This is a genomic window from Brevibacillus choshinensis (assembly GCF_001420695.1).
Lineage (GTDB): Bacteria > Bacillota > Bacilli > Brevibacillales > Brevibacillaceae > Brevibacillus > Brevibacillus choshinensis.
Window position 1 is genome coordinate 1,952,954 of the sequence record NZ_LJJB01000010.1, and the last position, 18,402, is coordinate 1,971,355.

Annotated in this window: 17 protein-coding genes and 10 tRNA genes; 25 read left to right on the forward strand and 2 right to left on the reverse strand. The window is 49.1% G+C overall.

Features of this window, described 5'->3' with window-relative positions; all coding sequences use genetic code 11:
- The first annotated feature begins 5 nt into the window (after positions 1-5).
- The 8 genes from AN963_RS19360 to AN963_RS19395 all read left to right on the forward strand — a co-directional run bounded on the left by AN963_RS19360 (position 6) and on the right by AN963_RS19395 (position 8,051).
- Positions 6-755 (forward strand): threonine/serine exporter family protein, encoded by a 750-nt coding sequence (locus AN963_RS19360; protein WP_055746117.1) that lies wholly within the window; start codon positions 6-8, stop codon positions 753-755.
- Between the two features lie 4 nt (positions 756-759).
- Entirely contained in the window at positions 760-1,206 is a 447-nt protein-coding gene (locus AN963_RS19365; RefSeq protein ID WP_055746118.1) for a threonine/serine exporter family protein, read from the forward strand.
- Complete coding sequence (tilS, locus tag AN963_RS19370; RefSeq protein ID WP_055746119.1) at positions 1,184-2,608, forward strand: tRNA lysidine(34) synthetase TilS; 1,425 nt, start codon at positions 1,184-1,186, stop codon at positions 2,606-2,608. The genes AN963_RS19365 and tilS overlap by 23 nt, the downstream gene beginning before the upstream one ends.
- Positions 2,605-3,144 carry a hypoxanthine phosphoribosyltransferase gene (gene hpt / locus AN963_RS19375; RefSeq protein ID WP_055746120.1) on the forward strand — a complete coding sequence of 180 codons (540 nt, stop codon included), beginning with the start codon at positions 2,605-2,607 and terminating at the stop codon, positions 3,142-3,144. The genes tilS and hpt overlap by 4 nt, the downstream gene beginning before the upstream one ends.
- A 69-nt stretch (positions 3,145-3,213) precedes the next feature.
- Entirely contained in the window at positions 3,214-5,136 is a 1,923-nt protein-coding gene (gene ftsH, locus AN963_RS19380) for an ATP-dependent zinc metalloprotease FtsH (RefSeq protein ID WP_055746121.1), read from the forward strand.
- 100 nt (positions 5,137-5,236) lie between these two features.
- Positions 5,237-6,100 carry a Cof-type HAD-IIB family hydrolase gene (locus tag AN963_RS19385; RefSeq protein ID WP_055746122.1) on the forward strand — a complete coding sequence of 288 codons (864 nt, stop codon included), beginning with the start codon at positions 5,237-5,239 and terminating at the stop codon, positions 6,098-6,100.
- A gap of 99 nt (positions 6,101-6,199) precedes the next feature.
- The gene (gene nadA, locus AN963_RS19390; protein WP_055746123.1) at positions 6,200-7,144 is read left to right on the forward strand and encodes a quinolinate synthase NadA; all 945 of its coding nucleotides are present in this window, start codon (positions 6,200-6,202) and stop codon (positions 7,142-7,144) included.
- Between the two features lie 175 nt (positions 7,145-7,319).
- Positions 7,320-8,051 carry an MBL fold metallo-hydrolase gene (locus AN963_RS19395; RefSeq protein ID WP_055746124.1) on the forward strand — a complete coding sequence of 244 codons (732 nt, stop codon included), beginning with the start codon at positions 7,320-7,322 and terminating at the stop codon, positions 8,049-8,051.
- Between the two features lie 43 nt (positions 8,052-8,094).
- On the opposite strand, the gene AN963_RS19400 is transcribed toward AN963_RS19395, so the two are convergent.
- A complete protein-coding gene (locus AN963_RS19400; protein ID WP_055746125.1) occupies positions 8,095-8,586 on the reverse strand; it encodes a PCYCGC motif-containing (lipo)protein in 492 nt (163 codons plus the stop codon).
- Between the two features lie 277 nt (positions 8,587-8,863).
- Between AN963_RS19400 and AN963_RS19405 the strand changes: the two genes are divergently transcribed.
- From AN963_RS19405 to AN963_RS19435, 7 genes are all read left to right on the forward strand, one after another.
- Entirely contained in the window at positions 8,864-9,844 is a 981-nt protein-coding gene (locus AN963_RS19405; protein WP_055746126.1) for a metal ABC transporter substrate-binding protein, read from the forward strand.
- A gap of 150 nt (positions 9,845-9,994) precedes the next feature.
- On the forward strand, positions 9,995-10,765 hold the full coding sequence (locus tag AN963_RS19410; RefSeq protein WP_055746127.1) for a metal ABC transporter ATP-binding protein: 771 nt from the start codon (positions 9,995-9,997) through the stop codon (positions 10,763-10,765).
- 34 nt (positions 10,766-10,799) lie between these two features.
- Positions 10,800-11,639, forward strand: coding sequence for a metal ABC transporter permease (locus AN963_RS19415; RefSeq protein WP_055746128.1), 840 nt, complete (start codon positions 10,800-10,802; stop codon positions 11,637-11,639).
- 38 nt (positions 11,640-11,677) lie between these two features.
- Positions 11,678-12,103, forward strand: coding sequence for a Fur family transcriptional regulator (locus AN963_RS19420; protein ID WP_055746129.1), 426 nt, complete (start codon positions 11,678-11,680; stop codon positions 12,101-12,103).
- A 254-nt stretch (positions 12,104-12,357) separates the two neighbouring features.
- Positions 12,358-13,980 (forward strand): L-aspartate oxidase, encoded by a 1,623-nt coding sequence (locus AN963_RS19425; protein WP_055746130.1) that lies wholly within the window; start codon positions 12,358-12,360, stop codon positions 13,978-13,980.
- On the forward strand, positions 13,970-14,815 hold the full coding sequence (gene nadC / locus AN963_RS19430) for a carboxylating nicotinate-nucleotide diphosphorylase (RefSeq protein WP_055746131.1): 846 nt from the start codon (positions 13,970-13,972) through the stop codon (positions 14,813-14,815). The genes AN963_RS19425 and nadC overlap by 11 nt, the downstream gene beginning before the upstream one ends.
- A 13-nt stretch (positions 14,816-14,828) precedes the next feature.
- Positions 14,829-15,593, forward strand: a complete 765-nt coding sequence (locus AN963_RS19435) for a type III pantothenate kinase (RefSeq protein ID WP_055746132.1) — start codon at positions 14,829-14,831, stop codon at positions 15,591-15,593.
- Between the two features lie 85 nt (positions 15,594-15,678).
- On the opposite strand, the gene AN963_RS19440 is transcribed toward AN963_RS19435, so the two are convergent.
- The gene (locus tag AN963_RS19440) at positions 15,679-16,143 is read right to left on the reverse strand and encodes a GNAT family N-acetyltransferase (protein ID WP_055746133.1); all 465 of its coding nucleotides are present in this window, start codon (positions 16,141-16,143) and stop codon (positions 15,679-15,681) included.
- 786 nt (positions 16,144-16,929) lie between these two features.
- Between AN963_RS19440 and AN963_RS19445 the strand changes: the two genes are divergently transcribed.
- The 10 genes from AN963_RS19445 (at position 16,930) to AN963_RS19490 (ending at position 18,042) form a co-directional block, all read left to right on the forward strand.
- Positions 16,930-17,022, forward strand: a tRNA-Ser gene (locus AN963_RS19445).
- 18 nt (positions 17,023-17,040) lie between these two features.
- Positions 17,041-17,114 (forward strand) — tRNA-Glu (locus AN963_RS19450).
- 87 nt (positions 17,115-17,201) lie between these two features.
- Positions 17,202-17,277: transfer RNA gene (locus AN963_RS19455), tRNA-Val, on the forward strand.
- A gap of 30 nt (positions 17,278-17,307) precedes the next feature.
- A tRNA-Met gene (locus AN963_RS19460) sits at positions 17,308-17,384 on the forward strand.
- A gap of 18 nt (positions 17,385-17,402) precedes the next feature.
- Positions 17,403-17,479: transfer RNA gene (locus AN963_RS19465), tRNA-Asp, on the forward strand.
- Positions 17,480-17,516: 37 nt separating this feature from the next.
- Positions 17,517-17,592: transfer RNA gene (locus AN963_RS19470), tRNA-Lys, on the forward strand.
- A gap of 76 nt (positions 17,593-17,668) precedes the next feature.
- Positions 17,669-17,755: transfer RNA gene (locus AN963_RS19475), tRNA-Leu, on the forward strand.
- A 26-nt stretch (positions 17,756-17,781) separates the two neighbouring features.
- Positions 17,782-17,857: transfer RNA gene (locus AN963_RS19480), tRNA-Gly, on the forward strand.
- A 3-nt stretch (positions 17,858-17,860) separates the two neighbouring features.
- Positions 17,861-17,937, forward strand: a tRNA-Arg gene (locus AN963_RS19485).
- A gap of 28 nt (positions 17,938-17,965) precedes the next feature.
- Positions 17,966-18,042, forward strand: a tRNA-Pro gene (locus AN963_RS19490).
- Positions 18,043-18,402 lie beyond the last annotated feature (360 nt).

Here is an 18,402-nt window from a genome sequence, read left to right on the forward strand (position 1 = left end):
GGTTCGTGTCCTCAGATTTGGTGATGGATACATGCCTGCTGGCAGGCTCGATTATTTTAAAAAACGGGGGAGAAACCTACCGGACCGAAGAGACGATGGCGCGGATCGCCCAAGCGGCTGGGATGGATGATGTGAACAGCTCCGCCACGCCCACGAGCATTATTCTCTCATTTCGTTGCAGAGGTCTGGATCATACCAGAATGGTTCGTACCCCCTCGCGGACGACCAATCTCAATAAAATCACGTTGGTCAATGACGTGTCCCGACGTTTTGTCGGGGGCAGCATTACCTTGGAACAGGCTTATTTGACCCTTTGTGAAATCGATCAGAAAAAACCGCTTTATCCAAAGTGGATGCAGCATATAGCAGCCGCTATTGCCAGCGGCTCTTTTGCCATGCTCGCTGGTGGTACGTGGTTTGACCTGTTGCCATCTGCTTTGGCGGGTCTGACGGTCATTCTCAGCCTTGAATATTTGGAACAGTTTGTTCGAATGAAATTTTTTACCGAGTTTTCGGCAGCTTTACTGGGTGGCTTGTTTGCCCTCCTGGCCGTGACGATTTTTCCTGAGCTTCACATTAGTATCATCATTATTGGTGCCATGCTCCCGATGTTTCCAGGTATTGCGATCACCAACTCGCTGCGGGATCTGATGGCAGGCGATTTGGTAGCAGGTGTCTCACGCGGCGTGGAGGCGATGCTGACGGCGGTATCTGTCGCAGTGGCTACAGCAATTATTCTTTGGTTTACGAGGTGATCTAATGTTGTTGAAAGGCTTGGCGCTCAGTCTAGTTTCGTCCATGGCATGGTGTGTTCTGTTCAACGTTCCTGTCCGCACCATTTTCGCCGGTGGCATTGCGGGGATGGTCGGGTACGTCGTCTACTCCTTATTGCCGCTCCTAAACGCAGAGGTACTCCTGTCGACCTTTGTTTCTGCCGCAATCGTTTCCTTGCTCAGCCAAGTCATGTCGATCTTTTTGCGAGTTCCATCTACTAACTTCAGCGTGGCCGGTATTATTCCATTAGTGCCAGGGTCACTCGCTTACAAGGCGATGCTCGCATTTGTGAACAACGATTACATTGGGGGCATAACGCTGGCCACCAAGACGATGATGGTGGCAGGAGCGATTGCTTCCGGACTTATTTTTGGCATATCTGTCGTCACGATCGTGAAAGGAGCCCGTCATGCTGGCAAGCGTGCACAATGAAATTCAACGAGAGCGCCTTTTACTTCCAGGAGAAACCGTTGTCGTAGGCGTGTCGGGTGGGAATGATTCTACAGCCCTTTTGCATATCTTGGTGGCGCTCAATAAAAACTATCACTACGGGTGGATGCTCCATGCCGTTCATCTGAACCACTGTTTTCGGGGTGAGGAGTCACGCCAGGATGCTTTGTACGCTCAGGAGCTTTGCAGACAGCTCGGTGTCACGTTTCATCTTTTTGAGTTTGATGTGCCCGCTTATATGGAACAAACGGGCATGGGTGGACAGGAAGCGAGCCGAGAAGTCCGGTACGGGTACTATGAGCAGGTAGCAAAAGAGCAAGGAGCAACCAAATTGGTCTTGGCTCATCATGCTGACGATCAAGTGGAGACGATTCTGTTTCGGTTTGTACGCGGCACGAGAATGCACGGACTTTCTGGGATGCCAAAACGGCGTTGGCTGGATGAGGGGAGAATCGAGCTGGTTCGCCCTCTCTTGCATAAAACGCGTCAGGAACTGGAAGGATACTGTCGGGAGAATGGCCTTATGCCGCGGGAAGACAGCAGCAATCGCTCTCGCAAGTACAAGCGGAATCTACTGAGGATCGACGTCATGCCCCTTTTAGCGCAGGTCAATGAACGTTACAGGGAACATATCCTGGAAGCAGCTGAGGCTATTTCGCAAGATCATTTGTTTTTGGCGAGATTGGCAGAAGAGCATCTGCAAAAGGTTTTGATCACCCAAAAACAAGATGAGATTGTAATTGATAACGACAAGTTTCAAAACTGTGACGTTGCTTTACAAAGGAGAATGATTACTCTAATATTAGGTTATGTCTCAAAACAAACTGAGTGGTCTTCTCAGCATGTAGAGGCTGTTTTGCACTTGTCAGGTGGTAGCCGTCCTTCGGCAGAGTTGCATTTGCCAGATCATCTGGTTGTGAGCCGGGTGTATGGGCGAATTCATTTTTGTCCAAATGGACGAGAAGAACGCATACATATGTATTGTTATGAGCTTTCCGTTCCGGGCTCGACCTGGATTGACGAGAGCAAGGTTTGGGTACATACGAGTTATCTTGAACGTTCCATGGATTGGGAGCGACTTATGGGGAACGAAGCGGTGTTTGATGCTGATCGTTTACCAGGGCCGCTGTTTTTGCGCAATCGAAAACCAGGTGACCGTCTCGCTGTGTTTGGCTCAGGGGAAAAGAAGCTGAAGGACTTGTTGATTGATGCGAAAGTTCCGAGAGCGTGGCGAGATCGACTTCCGCTTTTGACTGCGGGAGAAGAAGTGATTCTGGTGCCGGGTGTGCGCCGTTCCGCCGTTGCGCCTGTAGATGAACAAACCAGGCGTTTGCTACACGTGCGGGTAGAGTTTGGAGAAGATTGGCGGGAGGTTTTTTCATGAATCAAGACATCAAGAAGATTTTGCTATCAGAAGACGAGATTGCGGGTAAGATACAAGAACTAGGCAAGATCCTTGCTGATGAATATCGGGATAAAAACCCATTGGTGATCTGCGTGCTAAAAGGTGCCGTCGTATTCATGGCAGACCTGATCCGCCACATGGATATCCCGTGCGAAATGGATTTCATGGCTGTTTCCAGCTACGGAAGTGGTACAGAGTCCTCAGGCATGGTGAAAATCTTGAAAGATCTCGATTCCTCTGTGCAAAACCGTCACGTACTGGTTGTCGAAGATATTATGGACAGCGGATTGACTTTGAGCCGTTTGGTGGAGCTTTTGCACCATCGCGAAGCAGCTTCTGTCAAAGTAGTTACTTTGTTGAACAAACCGGAGCGTCGCAAGGTGGATATCTCACCAGACTACAGCGGCTTTGATATTCCGGACGAGTTCGTGGTAGGATTTGGGTTAGACTATTCTGAGCACTATCGTAACCTTCCGTACATTGGGGTATTGAAGCCTGAGGTTTACACAAAGTAGGTTTGTTGTGGAGACCCTGCTTAATATGATAAAATGTGTAAAGTGTCTGTTCGTGAGAGGAGGTAAGGAATGAATCGCTTTTTTCGTAATACCGGGTTCTACCTACTGATTTTTCTTGTCACGGTCGGGATCGTGAATTTCATCCTCTCCGGTACTGATAAGGTTGGGAAACTTACATATCAGGATTTCCGGGTACAGTTGCAAGCTGATAACATCACCGAGATGGCTATTCGCCCTGAGAATGGTACATACCGAGTTGATGGTACGTTGGCTAAAGCAATTCCGGGACAGGAAAGCAACAAATTCTTCACCAATGTTCCACTGTATGATTCCAACATTATCTCTTTGGTAGAGCAGAAGATTGATGAACAAAAAGTGAAAAAGGTAGAGGTTCATCCGGCGGAGGGCAACAGTATTTGGCTCACCTTCCTGACCTCGATCATTCCGTTTGTGATCATCTTCATCTTGTTTTTCTTCCTTCTGAACAATGCGCAGGGTGGCGGCAGCCGAGTCATGAACTTCGGGAAAAGCCGTGCCAAGCTGTACAACGAAGAGAAGAAGCGCGTTACGTTTGACGACGTAGCTGGCGCGGACGAAGAGAAGGCGGAGCTGGAGGAAGTCGTTGAGTTCCTAAAAGACCCGCGCAAGTTTAATGCTGTTGGTGCCCGCATTCCGAAAGGTGTTCTGCTCGTAGGTCCTCCGGGTACTGGTAAAACCTTGCTCGCTCGTGCTGTTGCAGGTGAGGCTGGCGTTCCTTTCTTTAGCATCTCTGGTTCTGACTTTGTAGAGATGTTCGTCGGGGTCGGTGCATCCCGCGTGCGTGACCTGTTTGAAAATGCTAAGAAAAATGCACCTTGCATTATCTTTATCGATGAGATTGACGCAGTTGGTCGTCAACGCGGAGCTGGACTCGGCGGCGGCCACGATGAGCGTGAGCAAACTCTCAACCAGTTGCTCGTAGAAATGGACGGTTTCGGTGGAAACGAAGGCATCATCATGGTGGCTGCGACTAACCGCCCGGACATTCTTGACCCGGCACTCTTGCGTCCGGGACGCTTTGACCGTCAGATTACAGTTGATCGCCCAGACATCAGGGGCCGTGAAGCAGTACTTAAAGTACATGCTCGCAACAAGCCGCTTGGCGAGGACGTAAAGCTGGATGTGATTGCTCGTGGTACATCGGGCTTCACCGGTGCTGATCTGGAGAACCTGCTGAACGAAGCAGCCCTCTTGACTGCCCGTAAAAACAAAAAACAAATCAACATGGTGGAAGTGGACGAAGCGATCGACCGCGTCATTGCCGGTCCGGCGAAAAAGTCCCGCGTTGTCAGCGAAGACGAAAGACGTCTGGTTGCGTTCCACGAAGCTGGTCATACGATCATCGGCTATCATTTGAGAAATGCCGAAATGGTACATAAGGTAACGATCATCCCACGCGGTCAAGCTGGCGGGTACACGGTCATGTTGCCAAAAGAAGATCGTTTCTTTGCCACCAAGTCAGACCTGCTCGACAAGATCGTTGGGTTGTTGGGTGGACGCGTCGCAGAAGAATTGGTGCTCGGAGATATCAGTACCGGTGCACACAATGACTTCCAACGTGCGACAGCGATTGCTCGCAGCATGATTACGGAATACGGTATGAGCAAATTGGGTCCTATGCAGTTCGGTAAGAGCCAAGGCCAAGTATTCCTGGGTCGTGATTACGGCAACGAGCGCAACTACTCTGATCAGATCGCTTATGAGATCGATCAGGAGATGCAAAATATCATCCACGAATGCTATGCACGATGCACGGATTTGTTGACCAAGCACCGTGACCAGCTCGATCTGATTGCCAACACTTTGTTGCGCGTCGAGACTCTCGATGCGGATCAAATCAGACAACTGATCGAAACAGGCAAATTGGAAAATGACCCTCAAGAAAACAACGACGTGGTCGTTAACATTCAGCCGAAAAAAGATGAAGAAACGAACGATGAACCTACACAATAAGGAGCGCCTCAGGTGCTCCTTTTGTTCTACTCTTAGAAAGTAATCATATTGCTTTAGTTGGAAAGTCATTTTGTCTCATGTCACCAAAGGGGGAATACGGATGCTGCTCACACCGCGTTTGGCTGCTTTTGATATGGATGGGACTCTGTTAAACGAACAATCCCAAATGGCAGATGCCACAAAGGAAGCTTGTCGGGCGCTGCAGGAACAAGGCTGCAAGCTGGTATTGTCTACTGGCAGAACGTACGGGTCTGCACTGATTCCCGTTGATTCTTTTCCGTTTGATGGCTACGTCTGCAGTAATGGAGCTACTGTCTATGAGGCAGATGGCACGATGGTTCACCGCACCATTTTACCAAAGGACATGGTGATCGGTGCTATTCACGCCTTGCGTAAAGAAGCGATCTATTATGAACTGCATGATACGGCGAGCAATCGATTGATGGTAAAGGAAGATCGGGAGCGTCTGGAGGCATTAGTCGAGGAAGATACTTCGGTCGAAGGCATTTCGATCCGCCGCTTTGCTTTTTATAAGCTGGCACGCGTCGTACCGCTGGCAGAGCTACTGGATATGGTCGAGTCGGGGGAGAGCGAAGTGGTAAAGCTCTTTATCTGGCACAATAGTCCAGAGCGTCTGGAATGGGTTCGGGAGCAGCTGGAACCTTGGTCCAATCGTTCGTCGATTACGACGTCCGGCAAACACAACGTGGAGGTCATTCCTCATGGTGTTTCCAAGTGGGAAGGCCTACGTTATTTTTGCAGCAAATGGGGAATTACGCCTGATCAGGTGATGGCTTTTGGTGATGCGGAGAATGACAGGGAAGCGCTGACAGAGGTTGGCTATTCCGTGGCGATGGAGAACGCTTCTCCTGCCATCAAGGAGCTCGCTCGTTATGTAGCGGCCCATCATAATGAGGATGGTGTGGCCCGTTTTATTCGGGACCATGTTTTGGGACGCACGTAACGATCCAAACAGTTTTGCCACCGGACATACATTGACAAGGCCGGGGGAACCGCTTACAATGACCGTAAATTATGACACCTACGTAGGGGGATTTTTTCCATGGACGCTTTAGCGTTAGAAAAAAAAGCCCAGCGCAACGCTGAGTTACGAGAACGACTGATGCAGTTGAAGAAAGAGCGCAATGCCATTATCTTGGCACACTTTTATCAACGTCCGGAAATTCAGGAAGTGGCCGATTTTATTGGTGATTCTTTTGGGCTGGCTCAAAAAGCAAAGGAAACAGATGCAGACGTCATTTTGTTCTGTGGTGTTCACTTCATGGGAGAAAGTGCAAAAATTCTCAATCCCCAAAAGACGGTCATTATTCCTGATGAACGAGCGGGTTGTCCGATGGCGGATATGGTAAACGTAGATGGCTTGCGCAAGCTCAAAGCGCAGCATCCTAATGCAAAGGTAGTAGCGTACATCAATACATCGGCGGATGTAAAAGCAGAAACGTACATCTGCTGTACATCGTCCAACGCAAAACAAGTCATCGAATCCGTCGACAGTGACGAGATCATTTGGGTGCCGGATAAAAACCTGGGCCATTACGTATCCCAGTTTACCGACAAGAAGATGATCATTTGGGAAGGGTACTGCAATACGCATGACCAGCTGTCCGTCGAAGATATCATGACCTTGAAACAACAATACCCGGAGGCAGTTGTCGTCGTCCATCCGGAGTGCCGCCCAGAAGTCGTATCGCTGGCTGACTACGTGGGATCCACTACTGGTATCTTGAAATACTGCCGCGAGTCTTCTCACAAGGAATTCATTATCGGAACGGAAGATGGCACACGCTACATGCTCGAAAAAGACAGCCCTGATAAAACATTTATTTTCGCTTCTAAATATTTGGTCTGCCCGAACATGAAGGTGAACAACCTGAAAAAATGTGTAGAGGCACTGGAGAACATGAAGCCAGAGATTTTCGTTCCAGAAGATGTAGCCGATGCTGCTCGGGCATCTCTTGAACGGATGCTGGAAGTAGCTCCTGCGTAAACCATCTAGTAAATAAGCTGCGTTTGCTGAGGCAAACGCAGTTTATTTTGTTTTCTAAAGGGTGCAGGGGCATGGATTATTAACTGTTAAAATACATATTTACAGGTTATAGAAGTCGTAGTAAGATTAACCTGTGAAATAAAATATTAATGGTTATAACCTGGAGGGACGACTCATGCACATTCAACGTCTACAGTGGGCAGGTACTCTTATTCGTACCAAAAACGTAACCTTGGCGATTGACCCGATGTATGGAAGTTATTCATCTTTTTTTGGTCAACCGAAGGAGCCGTTTTATCCGTTGACTGAGTTCGGTTCCGTTGATGTAGTAGCCGTGACCCATATGCACTCGGATCACTTTGACCCAGAAGCGATCAAGGAGGCATGGGGAGATGAGGTGCAAGTTTTCGTCCCATACGAGGGAGTTTCCCGGGCAGAAGCTGCAGGATTGAAGAAGGTGAAGGGAATGGCCTTTGGGGAAGTGGCCCAGATTGAAGACATGAAGATCACAGCAGTCTATTCGGCAGATGGTTTGGGTGATCCGCAAGTGGCATGGTTAATCGAAGCCGAGGGAAAACGCCTGATTCACTGCGGGGATACGCTGTGGCATGGGCAATGGTGGAACATCGCTCGCGAATATGGCAATGTGGATGTCGCCTTCTTGCCTGTAAATGGTGCAGTCATTGAAGCTTCAAACGGCCAGCCAATTTGTATGTCACCTGAGCAGGGAGTAGCGGCGGCATCGATATTGGGTGTATCAGCACTGGTACCGATTCATTACGGATCGTTTCATCACCCCCCCACCTATATGCAGACTCCTGACGTACTGTCACGATTGCACACCAGCGCTTCACAAATAGAAGTAACGGTAAGAGTCCTACAGCACAAGGAAGGATTCTCTCTATAAATACGCGTAAAGCCCGGAACACTTGGTTCCGAGCTTTTTCTTTTTAGGACGGCATCGGTGTAGGAGTTGGCTTTCCGTACCCTTCTTTGTAGGCACTATCGATGTAATCGCGAATTTCCTTGGTTGTCTTGCCGGCGTCCTTTAGCTTGGAGGAAATAACGGCAATCTCCATGCATACCCCGCAACGTGTACCGTGATCATCCCAAACGATGGACCCATCGGGTAGCTCTTCTTTAATAAAGCAGTTACCGTTGTGCAGGTGTCCCGCACTTTCACCACAGCCGCAATAGCAAGGAATCGATTTTAGTAGTTCGCGGTTGGCAGCTGCAGCTTTGTAGGACGCTACGATAACTGGATCCTGATTGTCGAGAAATTTCGGCAATTGATCTGCGGAAGCGGTCATTTCCTGCAGATCACCGTTCGCCGCGTGTTGAGAGTGATTGGCGTGCTCCTGACCGGCTTGATCGGTAGAACCGCAGCCGGTTAACAAGGCAGCCGTCATAATACTGATGGCTAACCATGATTTCCGTTTCATCTGGACAAACCTCCTCCCGCTTATTTTACCGTATAGGAATTTGTAAGCGCAAACGCTTGTGAATTCTGGAGCACTCGCCCGTAAGTAAGACGAGGATAGAGGCTCTTCTTACCACAGGAATGAGGAAAAATGGTGAAGCTATGAAGAGTGCTACCTAATTATGCCGATTAAATCGTAATAAATCCTATTTACTTTCTAGTCATCTGTCCGTATAATGAAAAACGGGAAGAAAGTAAATCGGAATCATTATGAATTGCATGAGGAGATGACTCGGGGAATGAAGAAGAGCCTTTTGGCCGTGATTAGTATAGTGACAGCGATAAGCATCGTAGGGTGCGGAGCAAAGGAGACGGCGAGCACACCAACATCTGTTGATGGTGCGGTAGCAAAGCCTAAAGTGTATACGACGATCTATCCGCTGGAGTACGCCGCGAAACGGATTGGTGGAGACTACGTGGAGGTCACCAACCTGATCCCGGCAGGCGTAGAGCCGCATGACTACGAGCCGACTGCAAAAGATATGGTGGCTCTATCCGGTGCGGACGTCTTTGCTTATAATGGCAGTGGTCTGGAGCTGTGGGTAGACAAGACGGTAGAAAGCCTCGACAAAAACAAGACGACGATTGTGAATGCTACAGAGGGAATGGATTTGCTCCACGCAGTAGAAGAGGAGCATGGACACGAGTCTGAAGCGGCAGCAACAGGGAAGGCAGAAGAGCATGAACATAACCATGGAGAAAACGACCCGCATGTTTGGTTAGATCCTAGCAAGTTAAAGGAACAAGCTGCAAAGGTGAAAGATGCCTTGGTGAAAAAAGACCAAGCGCATGCAGCTGATTTTGAAAAGAACTTCCAACAACTCTCTGCTGATTTGGATCAGTTGGACAAAGAATTTAAAGAGATGGTCGTCCAAACCTCTAAAAAGGAATTCATGGTTTCGCATAGCGCATTTAGCTACCTGGCTAATCGCTACGGTTTGGAACAGATCGCCATTTCAGGAGTAAATCCAGCTGACGAACCATCGCCGTCCGAATTGAAAGAATTGGTCGAGCATGTGAAAGAACATCAGATATCGTACGTTTTGTTTGAGACACTGGTATCTCCGAAAGTGGCGGAGGTAATCGCTAGAGAGGCTGGCGTACAAACAGCTACGCTCAATCCGCTGGAGGGTCTGACACAAGAAGATGTCAAAGCAGGTCGGGATTATCTGTCGATCATGCGTGAGAACATCGAGACTCTGCGTACAGCGTTAAAATAAATGGGAATAATGAAGATGTCGCTCTAGGATGGGCGGCATCTTTTCATACTTTCGCTGTTTTTGTCCCTGGGCTCTTGTGGTACACACAAAATCGTAGTACGATGAAGGGTATCAAATCAGAACAAATCCGATTTAAGGAATGATCGATTCATGGAACGGACATCTCAAGGAGAACCTGTGGTAAAGCTCACGGATGTATCCTTTCAATACGAAGAAAAAGTGGTTCTCGATCATGTGGCTTTCTCCCTCGAGCGCGGTGATTTTGTCGGTATCGTCGGCCCGAACGGCTCGGGTAAATCTACGTTGATGAAGCTCATTCTCGGGTTGCTGTCTCCCACGAAGGGGACGGTGGAGCTGTTTGGGCAGCCGTTGCCCAAGTTCCGCGAGTGGAGCCGTATTGGTTATGTAGCACAGCAGGTCGCTCATGGCGCAGGCGGTTTTCCGGCAACGGTGAGGGAAGTGGTCGCTTCTGGTCTGGTCGGTAAGGTTGGCCTCTTTCGCAGGTTGACTTCTCGTCATCACGAGAAGGTGCGGGATGCGGTCGAACGCGTCGGTCTGACGGCAAAGCTGGATCAACGGATTGGCAGCTTATCGGGTGGGCAATTGCAGCGCGTGTTTATCGCACGAGCGCTTGTGGCGGATCCGGAGCTACTGATTTTGGATGAACCGACTGTCGGTGTGGATCAAGAATCCATCGAGCAGTTCTACAGCTTGTTGCGCTCCTTGAAAGAGGAGAACGGCATGACGATGATGATTGTCAGCCACGATGTAGGGGTCATGACGCAGTGGGTAAACAAAGTAGCTTGTGTCCAAAAGAAAATTCATTTCCACGGAACAGCTCACGAATTCGCTCACAATCATGAGCAAATCCTGCAGCAAATGTACGGTGATTCAGTAAAGCTGCTGTCTCATCATCACTAGGTGCGTAAAACATGGAAAAAGAAGGAGTATGAACATGCTGGCTGATTGGTGGCAGTATGATTTTTTGAGGTATACCCTGTTTTCAGGGATTTTGATCGGACTGATCTGCCCTATATTAGGAACTTTTCTGATCGTTCGGCGTTTGTCGATGATGGCGGATGGTTTGTCCCACGTAACGCTCTCTGGTGTCGCAGCCGGGATGCTGATATCCAAAAAGGTGGCCTTTTTCTCGGCTGTGAATCCGCTGTTTTTTGGGATGCTGTTTGCCGTGATCGGGTCGCTGTTCATTGAACGCTTACGAAAGGTGTATAAAGCGTACCAGGACCTGGCCATCCCGATTATTTTGTCCACTGGGTTGGGCTTATTTACGGTATTGATCAGCGTTGCGGATGGCTTCAATACGGACTTGTACTCCTATTTATTCGGGAAGATTGTAACGGTGTCCATTGAGGACTTATATGCGCTAGTCGCCGTTGCTGTCGTCGTGCTGGGAACGGTCATTTTGATTTACAAGGAACTGTTCGCCGTTTCTTTCGATGAAGAATTTGCCCGTGTATCCGGTGTCGCGCGTCGGTCGATCAACTTGTGGTTTATGGTCTTGGTTGCCTTGACGATCGCAGCTTCCATGCGGATTGTCGGCGTGCTCTTGATTTCCGCATTAATTACGCTTCCGGTAGCAGCCAGCCTACAGATTGCTGGTAGCTTTCGCCAAACGATTTTCTTTTCCATCGTGTTTGCGGAAATATCTGTTTTGAGCGGATTGTATTTTGCCTATCTGCTAGATTGGGCATCTGGTGGTACAATTGTGTTAATGGCTGTATTGATTTTGCTCGTTGTACTAGGTGCAAAAAAACTGCGTAGTCTCATGCGATAGGTCACCTACGTGAAGACAAAAGGAAGGAGTGTTTGTCGATGAAAGTAGAAGAAGCGCTGCAGATATTAAAGGATCATGGATTCAAATATACAGGCAAGCGGGAGGAGATGATTCGCATCTGCGCGGCAGAGAAGCGATACCTTTCTGCCAAAGATATTATGGAGCGAATCAAGGAGCTTTATCCTACCCTCAGCTTTGATACAGTTTATCGCAATATCTCCACCTTTGTAGAACTGGGGATCTTGGAGGAAACGGAGCTGGATGGCGAGGGAAAATTCCGTTTGGCTTGTTCGACTGACGGTCATCATCATCACCATGTCATTTGTACCGAGTGTGGCAAGACATCCTCTTTGCCAGGCTGTCCCATGAATATCATGTCGGCTGTCCCCGACGATTTTCAGGTCACGGGTCACAAATTCGAGGTCTATGGCACGTGTAAGGAATGCGTGCAACATTCCAATTGAATGGATAAATGAAGCGATGGAGTGTCTACCGAGATGGTGGATGCTCTTTTTCTGTGAAAAACGTCTCGACGTTTTTCATTAAATTGGATGTGACCGCTTGCGGTCAAGCAAAACGGTCATGACCGTTTTGTATGAACGAAAAACCTGCAGGATTTGCTATAATGGTTTGGAAATCATCGGTTTTTTCACAGGCATAGGACGACAGAAGGTTTTTAAAATAAAAAGCTGTGACTATTAGGAGAGAAGGGACGAGGATGATTCCCCGTTATATCGTCGACTTTGATTTGCACGCTTTGCCTCGAAAGAAAACGAAGGTCGCTATCATCGGAGCCGGGATCGCCGGCTTGTATACAGCGTTGCAAACGAGTGAATATGCTGATGTGGTACTGATCAGTAAAAAGGGATTGGACGACAGCAACACACGCTGGGCCCAGGGAGGGATTGCGGCGGTGACCGCCAAGTCTGATTCACCTGCCTTGCATCGTCAGGATACTTTGATAGCTGGGGCGGGACTTTGCTCGTACGATGCGGTGGAAGTCCTGGTGAATGAAGGCCCGGAACGCCTGAAAGAATTGATTGCATACGGTACGGAGTTTGACAGGGATGCGCAGGGGCAGTATGAGCTCACCCAGGAGGGCGCTCATAGCAAACGACGCATTTTGCACGCCAATGGAGATGCGACAGGAGCGGAAATCGTCCGAGCCTTATCCGCGCGAGTCATGGAACAACCGAACATTATGGTACTGGAAAATCATTTTGCGATCGACGTCGTTACGCAGGATGAGGAATGTGTGGGAGTGATCGTGAGAAAGCCGGATGGAGAGCTCTTTTTCCTGGAGGCAGAAGCGACCGTCTTGGCTACGGGTGGTGCAGGGCAATTGTATCGCTATACGACCAACCCGGAGATTGCTACTGCAGATGGAATTGGGATCGCTTATAGAGCGGGTGCCCGCATAAAAGACGTCGAGTTTATCCAGTTTCACCCAACTGCTCTATATTACCCAGGGGCTCCTCGCTTTTTGATCTCCGAAGCCGTTCGCGGTGAAGGAGCGATTTTGCGCAATAGCAACGGCGAGCGATTTATGGACAAGTATCATGCCCAAAAAGAGCTAGCTCCTCGTGATGTAGTGGCTCGAGCGATTGTCTCCGAGATGGAAAAGGCGAATACAACCAATGTGTTTCTCGATATCACACATGAATCGGCGGATCTGATTAGACATCGGTTCCCGACGATTTATCAATTTTGCTTGCAGTACGGCCTGGATATGGTGACGGACTGGATTCCAGTAGCACCGGCTTGCCATTATATTATGGGGGGCGTGCAGACCGATTTGCATGGAGAGACCTCTACCAAGAGGTTGTTTGCTTGCGGCGAAGCGTCTAGCACGGGCGTTCATGGGGCCAACCGTCTGGCCAGCAACTCGCTGTCCGAAGCGGTGGTATTTGGTCATCGTATTTCCAAGCGGATCAAGGAACTCCCGGAGTTGCCACAGATTCAGCCGTTGACAGCAGTTTCCGAGCATTGCCAAGACCGTGATGCGAGCACTCGTGAACAGCGGGTGAAGCTCCAAAAGCTCATGCTTCGCTATGTAAGTGTAAAACGGGATGAAAAAGGACTGCAAAAGGCGTTGGAAGAGCTGGAGCGCATGGAGCAGGACTATCAGGGGATTCCGGTGGAACGGGAAGATTTTGAATACCTGAACTTATTGAATGCGGCAGTGTTGACGACCAGGGCTGCCCTCATGCGGGAAGAAAGCCGGGGAGGGCATTACCGCAACGACTTCCCTGATAAAGATGACTTGATTTGGCGCAAGCATTTGGTACAGTCCATTCGTGCGGGTGTACAGGAGGAGAGTGGCAAGAACGATGTGGAATAGACGAGAGCTACAACGGAAAATAGAAGAATGGCTGCATGAGGATTTGGGTTATGGCGACATTACCACCATGAGTACGATCCCTGAAAGTGAGCAAGGGGTAGGGATTCTGTACGCTAAGGAAGCGGGAATCGTGGCTGGATTGCAAATCGCCCAGCAAGTGTTTGAGACGGTAGATCCCGATTTGAATTTCACGGCAAAAGTGGAAGAAGGCGCGCGAGTGGAGTATGGACAGCAGATCGCAGAAGTGAGCGGGTCTGTACGATCGATCTTGAGTGGGGAGCGTTTAGCTCTCAACCTGATGCAACGTCTTTCTGCGATCGCCACAAAAACGAGCGAGTATGTCCAGGCGGTAGCTGGCACAAAGGTACGAGTAGTCGATACACGCAAAACCACACCGGGTATGCGCTTTCTGGAAAAGTATGCGGTTCGCGTCGGGGGTGGGCACAACCATCGCTTTGCGTTGTATGATGCCGTCATGATCAAGGACAACCACATCAAGGGTGCAGGTGGAATTGCTCAGGCTGTAGCAGCAGCACGGGCTGCCATTCCTCATACAATGACAGTAGAGGTAGAGGCAGAGACACTGGGACAAGTACAGGAAGCGTTGAATGCAGGTGCCGATATCATCATGCTGGATAACATGTCGAACGAGCAAATGGTGGAGGCTGTCCAACTGATTTCTGGACGCGCTTTGGTCGAAGCCTCTGGTGGGGTCAATCTCGAGACGATTGGTTCCATTGCGAAGACAGGTGTTGACATCATTTCTGTAGGTGCACTGACGCATTCGGTCAAGGCATTTGACATCAGTCTTGATTTGAATACGCGGAAACGCTAAGGAGTAAATCACAATGCTATTAGTGATAGACATCGGCAATTCCAATATCGTCATGGGTTTGTACGAGGGAGACGATCTGCGGCATCATTGGCGAGTGGCCACCGACCGGAACAAGACAGAAGATGAATACGGCATGCTGGTAACAAGTCTGTTCCATCACGGGGGCCTGGTGCTTGCTCAGGTGAGCGGCGTCATTATTTCTTCGGTTGTGCCGCCTTTGAACTTTACCATTGAGCGGATGTGTGAAAAGTATTTACATCAAAAGCCATTACTTGTCGGTCCAGGGATCAAAACTGGATTGAACATTAAATACGAGTATCCACGGGAAGTGGGATCGGACCGGATTGTGAACGCAGTAGCGGCCATTCATCATTACGGAACGCCGTTGATTGTGGTGGACTTCGGGACGGCTACGACTTTTTGCTATGTGGACGAGCGGGGGCAGTATTGGGGCGGTGCCATTGCACCAGGGATCGGAATATCCACCGAGGCGTTGGTCAGCCGTGCAGCCAAACTGCCGCGCATCGAAATTGCCAAGCCGGCTAGTGTCGTGGGACGTAATACGATTGCAGCGATGCAGTCGGGCATCTACTACGGATTTGTTGGACAGGTAGAAGGCATCGTGCGCCGGATCGTTGCAGAATATGGGACCGAGCCCAAAGTAGTTGCGACAGGTGGACTCGCTTCGTTGGTGGCAAAGGAAACGGAGTGCATTCATGTAGTTGATCCCTATTTGACGTTAAAAGGGCTTCGCTTGATCTACGAACGAAATCAATAGCAAGTGAACAAGAAAAAGCCGCGACTCCTTCGAGTTTGCGGCTTTTTTGCTGGCGACTTTAGGGGTAATCGCCTGACGTAGTATTTCAGATCGTCTGGACTTTGCTTGGATATGTTTTTGGTAAGCGCCTTCTAATTTGCTTGCAAAAAATAACTTCTGGGTCTCCTGGATCGAGGTTATCAATGATTCCGCTCTGGACATAGTGCAGCTTGTGACAGAGACGTTGCATCCGTTTGTTAGAAAGGTTAGTGGAAGTGAACAATTTTTCTCTCGTGCAAACAGCCTCCATATGGAGCATGAGGTCTTCGCCGATTCCTTGATTTTGGTACTGGGGATGAACGATCAGGTGCTGGATAAAGCTCTGTTTAAAAAAGCTTTGATTCATGACAACAAAACCAATGATGTCGGTGTCCAGGTAGGCAACGTAGCAATCGCCCGCAGCTACAGACTCGCCTAGCTCCTGAGAGCGGCTGGTATTTCCCAGCACGATGGCATCAATTCGGCAGATAGCTGTCATGTCTTGCTGGGTTGCTTGACGGATCATGGTCATGATAGGCAGCATCCTTTCCTTTGTGTGGAATGGCTCTTTTCTTGTATGTAGAAGTCACAGGGTGATAAAATAAAGGTATACAATGATGAAAACGAGACATAAAAATAAAGGAGCCTACGCCGTTGCAGCGGCAAGGCTCCCGAGACAAGATGCTGTGGAACCCCACGGCGCGCATGTTAACAAACCAGCAAACTCACCGTCGGGCAGTCAACTCAGGCGGTGGGTTTTCGCTTGTTACACCTTCTCTTCCACCAGCGGAAAAGCTTCCTGCTGCTAAACCAGAGGCTAAGCAGAGTGGCTAATACTTTCAGGCAAAAGTAAAGCGTGCCGAGCGTGACCATCAGCATCATCCCCTTTGCAGGAAGCTGCGCCGTGGTCGTCCACCGCCAATCTCGTCTCAGGAAAAGTATACCATTTCTGTAGAGAAGCAAAAATGTCCTAGGCCTCATACTTATAGAAATGGTGCAGTTGTCCTTCCTAGTCCATATGCGACAGAAATGGAAAATACCCCTGAAACTTGCATGGGGTAGGGGAAAATCGGAGAGAGTATTTTCGGGTTGTGCAGGTTATGATAATCGCAGGCAAGCGCTGAGCGAAAAAATGAAAACAATCGTTGACAACGGGTCTTTCACGAGATACAATGGCTATTGTGTCTAACAGCGATGTGTTGTCTAGTTGAACTTTTTAAATGGAATTAAAAAAGTAGTTGCATTAACTAAGGAAACCTGATAACATAGTAATTCCGTGAGGGAAACAACACGGATCGCTTGATCCTTAATCATACATGGATGGATGTCCGAGCGGCCGAAGGAGCACGATTGGAAATCGTGTAGGCGGGGTCGACCCGTCTCGTGGGTTCAAATCCCACTCCATCCGCCATAACACCTTTATATATACGGCCCGTTGGTGAAGCGGTTTAACACAGCAGCCTTTCACGCTGTCATACAGGGGTTCGAATCCCCTACGGGTCACCTAGAACAACCCAACTAGTTGTTGGGGCCTCCGCAAAGTATTCGGAGTACGCTTCAGAGCATACTCGTCACTTCGTGGAGAACTGTGGAGGCTTAGCTCAGCTGGGAGAGCATCTGCCTTACAAGCAGAGGGTCGGCGGTTCGATCCCGTCAGCCTCCACCATTTGTTCAAATTGACCGAATAGGTCCCTGTCGCGGGATGGAGCAGCTCGGTAGCTCGTCGGGCTCATAACCCGAAGGTCGCAGGTTCAAATCCTGCTCCCGCAACCAAATTTCTTAACCAAATATGGAGCTGTGGTGAAGTTGGAGTTCACGCCGGTCTGTCACACCGGAGGTCGCGGGTTCGAGTCCCGTCAGCTCCGCCATTTAACCCTCGTGGTTAACATGGCATCATAATAGCACGAGCCATTAGCTCAGTTGGTAGAGCATCTGACTTTTAATCAGAGGGTCGAAGGTTCGAGTCCTTCATGGCTCACCAGTATTTATCCCTAAAAAAGTGAAGTGTGTCGTTAAAACACATTGAGTACTTTTCGGGGACCCTAGTATTTCATAATGCGGTCGTGGCGGAATTGGCAGACGCGCTAGATTCAGGTTCTAGTGGTGGCAACACCGTGGAGGTTCAAGTCCTCTCGACCGCACCAAACAACTTTAAAATGTGAAGTAACATGCGGACGTAGCTCAATTGGTAGAGCGTCGCCTTGCCAAGGCGAAGGTCGAGGGTTCGAGACCCTTCGTCCGCTCCATATGTGCCCTTAGCTCAGCTGGATAGAGCGTTTGACTACGAATCAAAAGGTCGGGAGTTCGAATCTCTCAGGGCACGCCACTTTTTTCAAAAGTGAAAAGAATACAGTCGGGAAGTAGCTCAGCTTGGTAGAGTACTTGGCTTGGGACCAAGGGGTCGCAGGTTCGAATCCTGTCTTCCCGACCATGAAATTCCTTTCAATTTAATTTTGAAATGGAAAAACTTGATAGTTGCATTGGTTGGTTACAATGTGTTAGATTGTAAACCTGCGCTTCCGAAAGGATCAGCGCCTACACACGAGTGAGAAAGAGTTGAAAATAACACTTGACTTCAATATCTCGAATGTAGTAAAATGAAATTCCTGTCGCTTTTAACAGGATTAAAAAATGCTCTTTGAAAACTGAACAGCGAAAGCGTTGATGAGTCTATCATTAAATGATTTGCCAGCTTTGAACCAGATACAAACTTTATTGGAGAGTTTGATCCTGGCTCAGGACGAACGCTGGCGGCGTGCCTAATACATGCAAGTCGAGCGAGTCCCTTCGG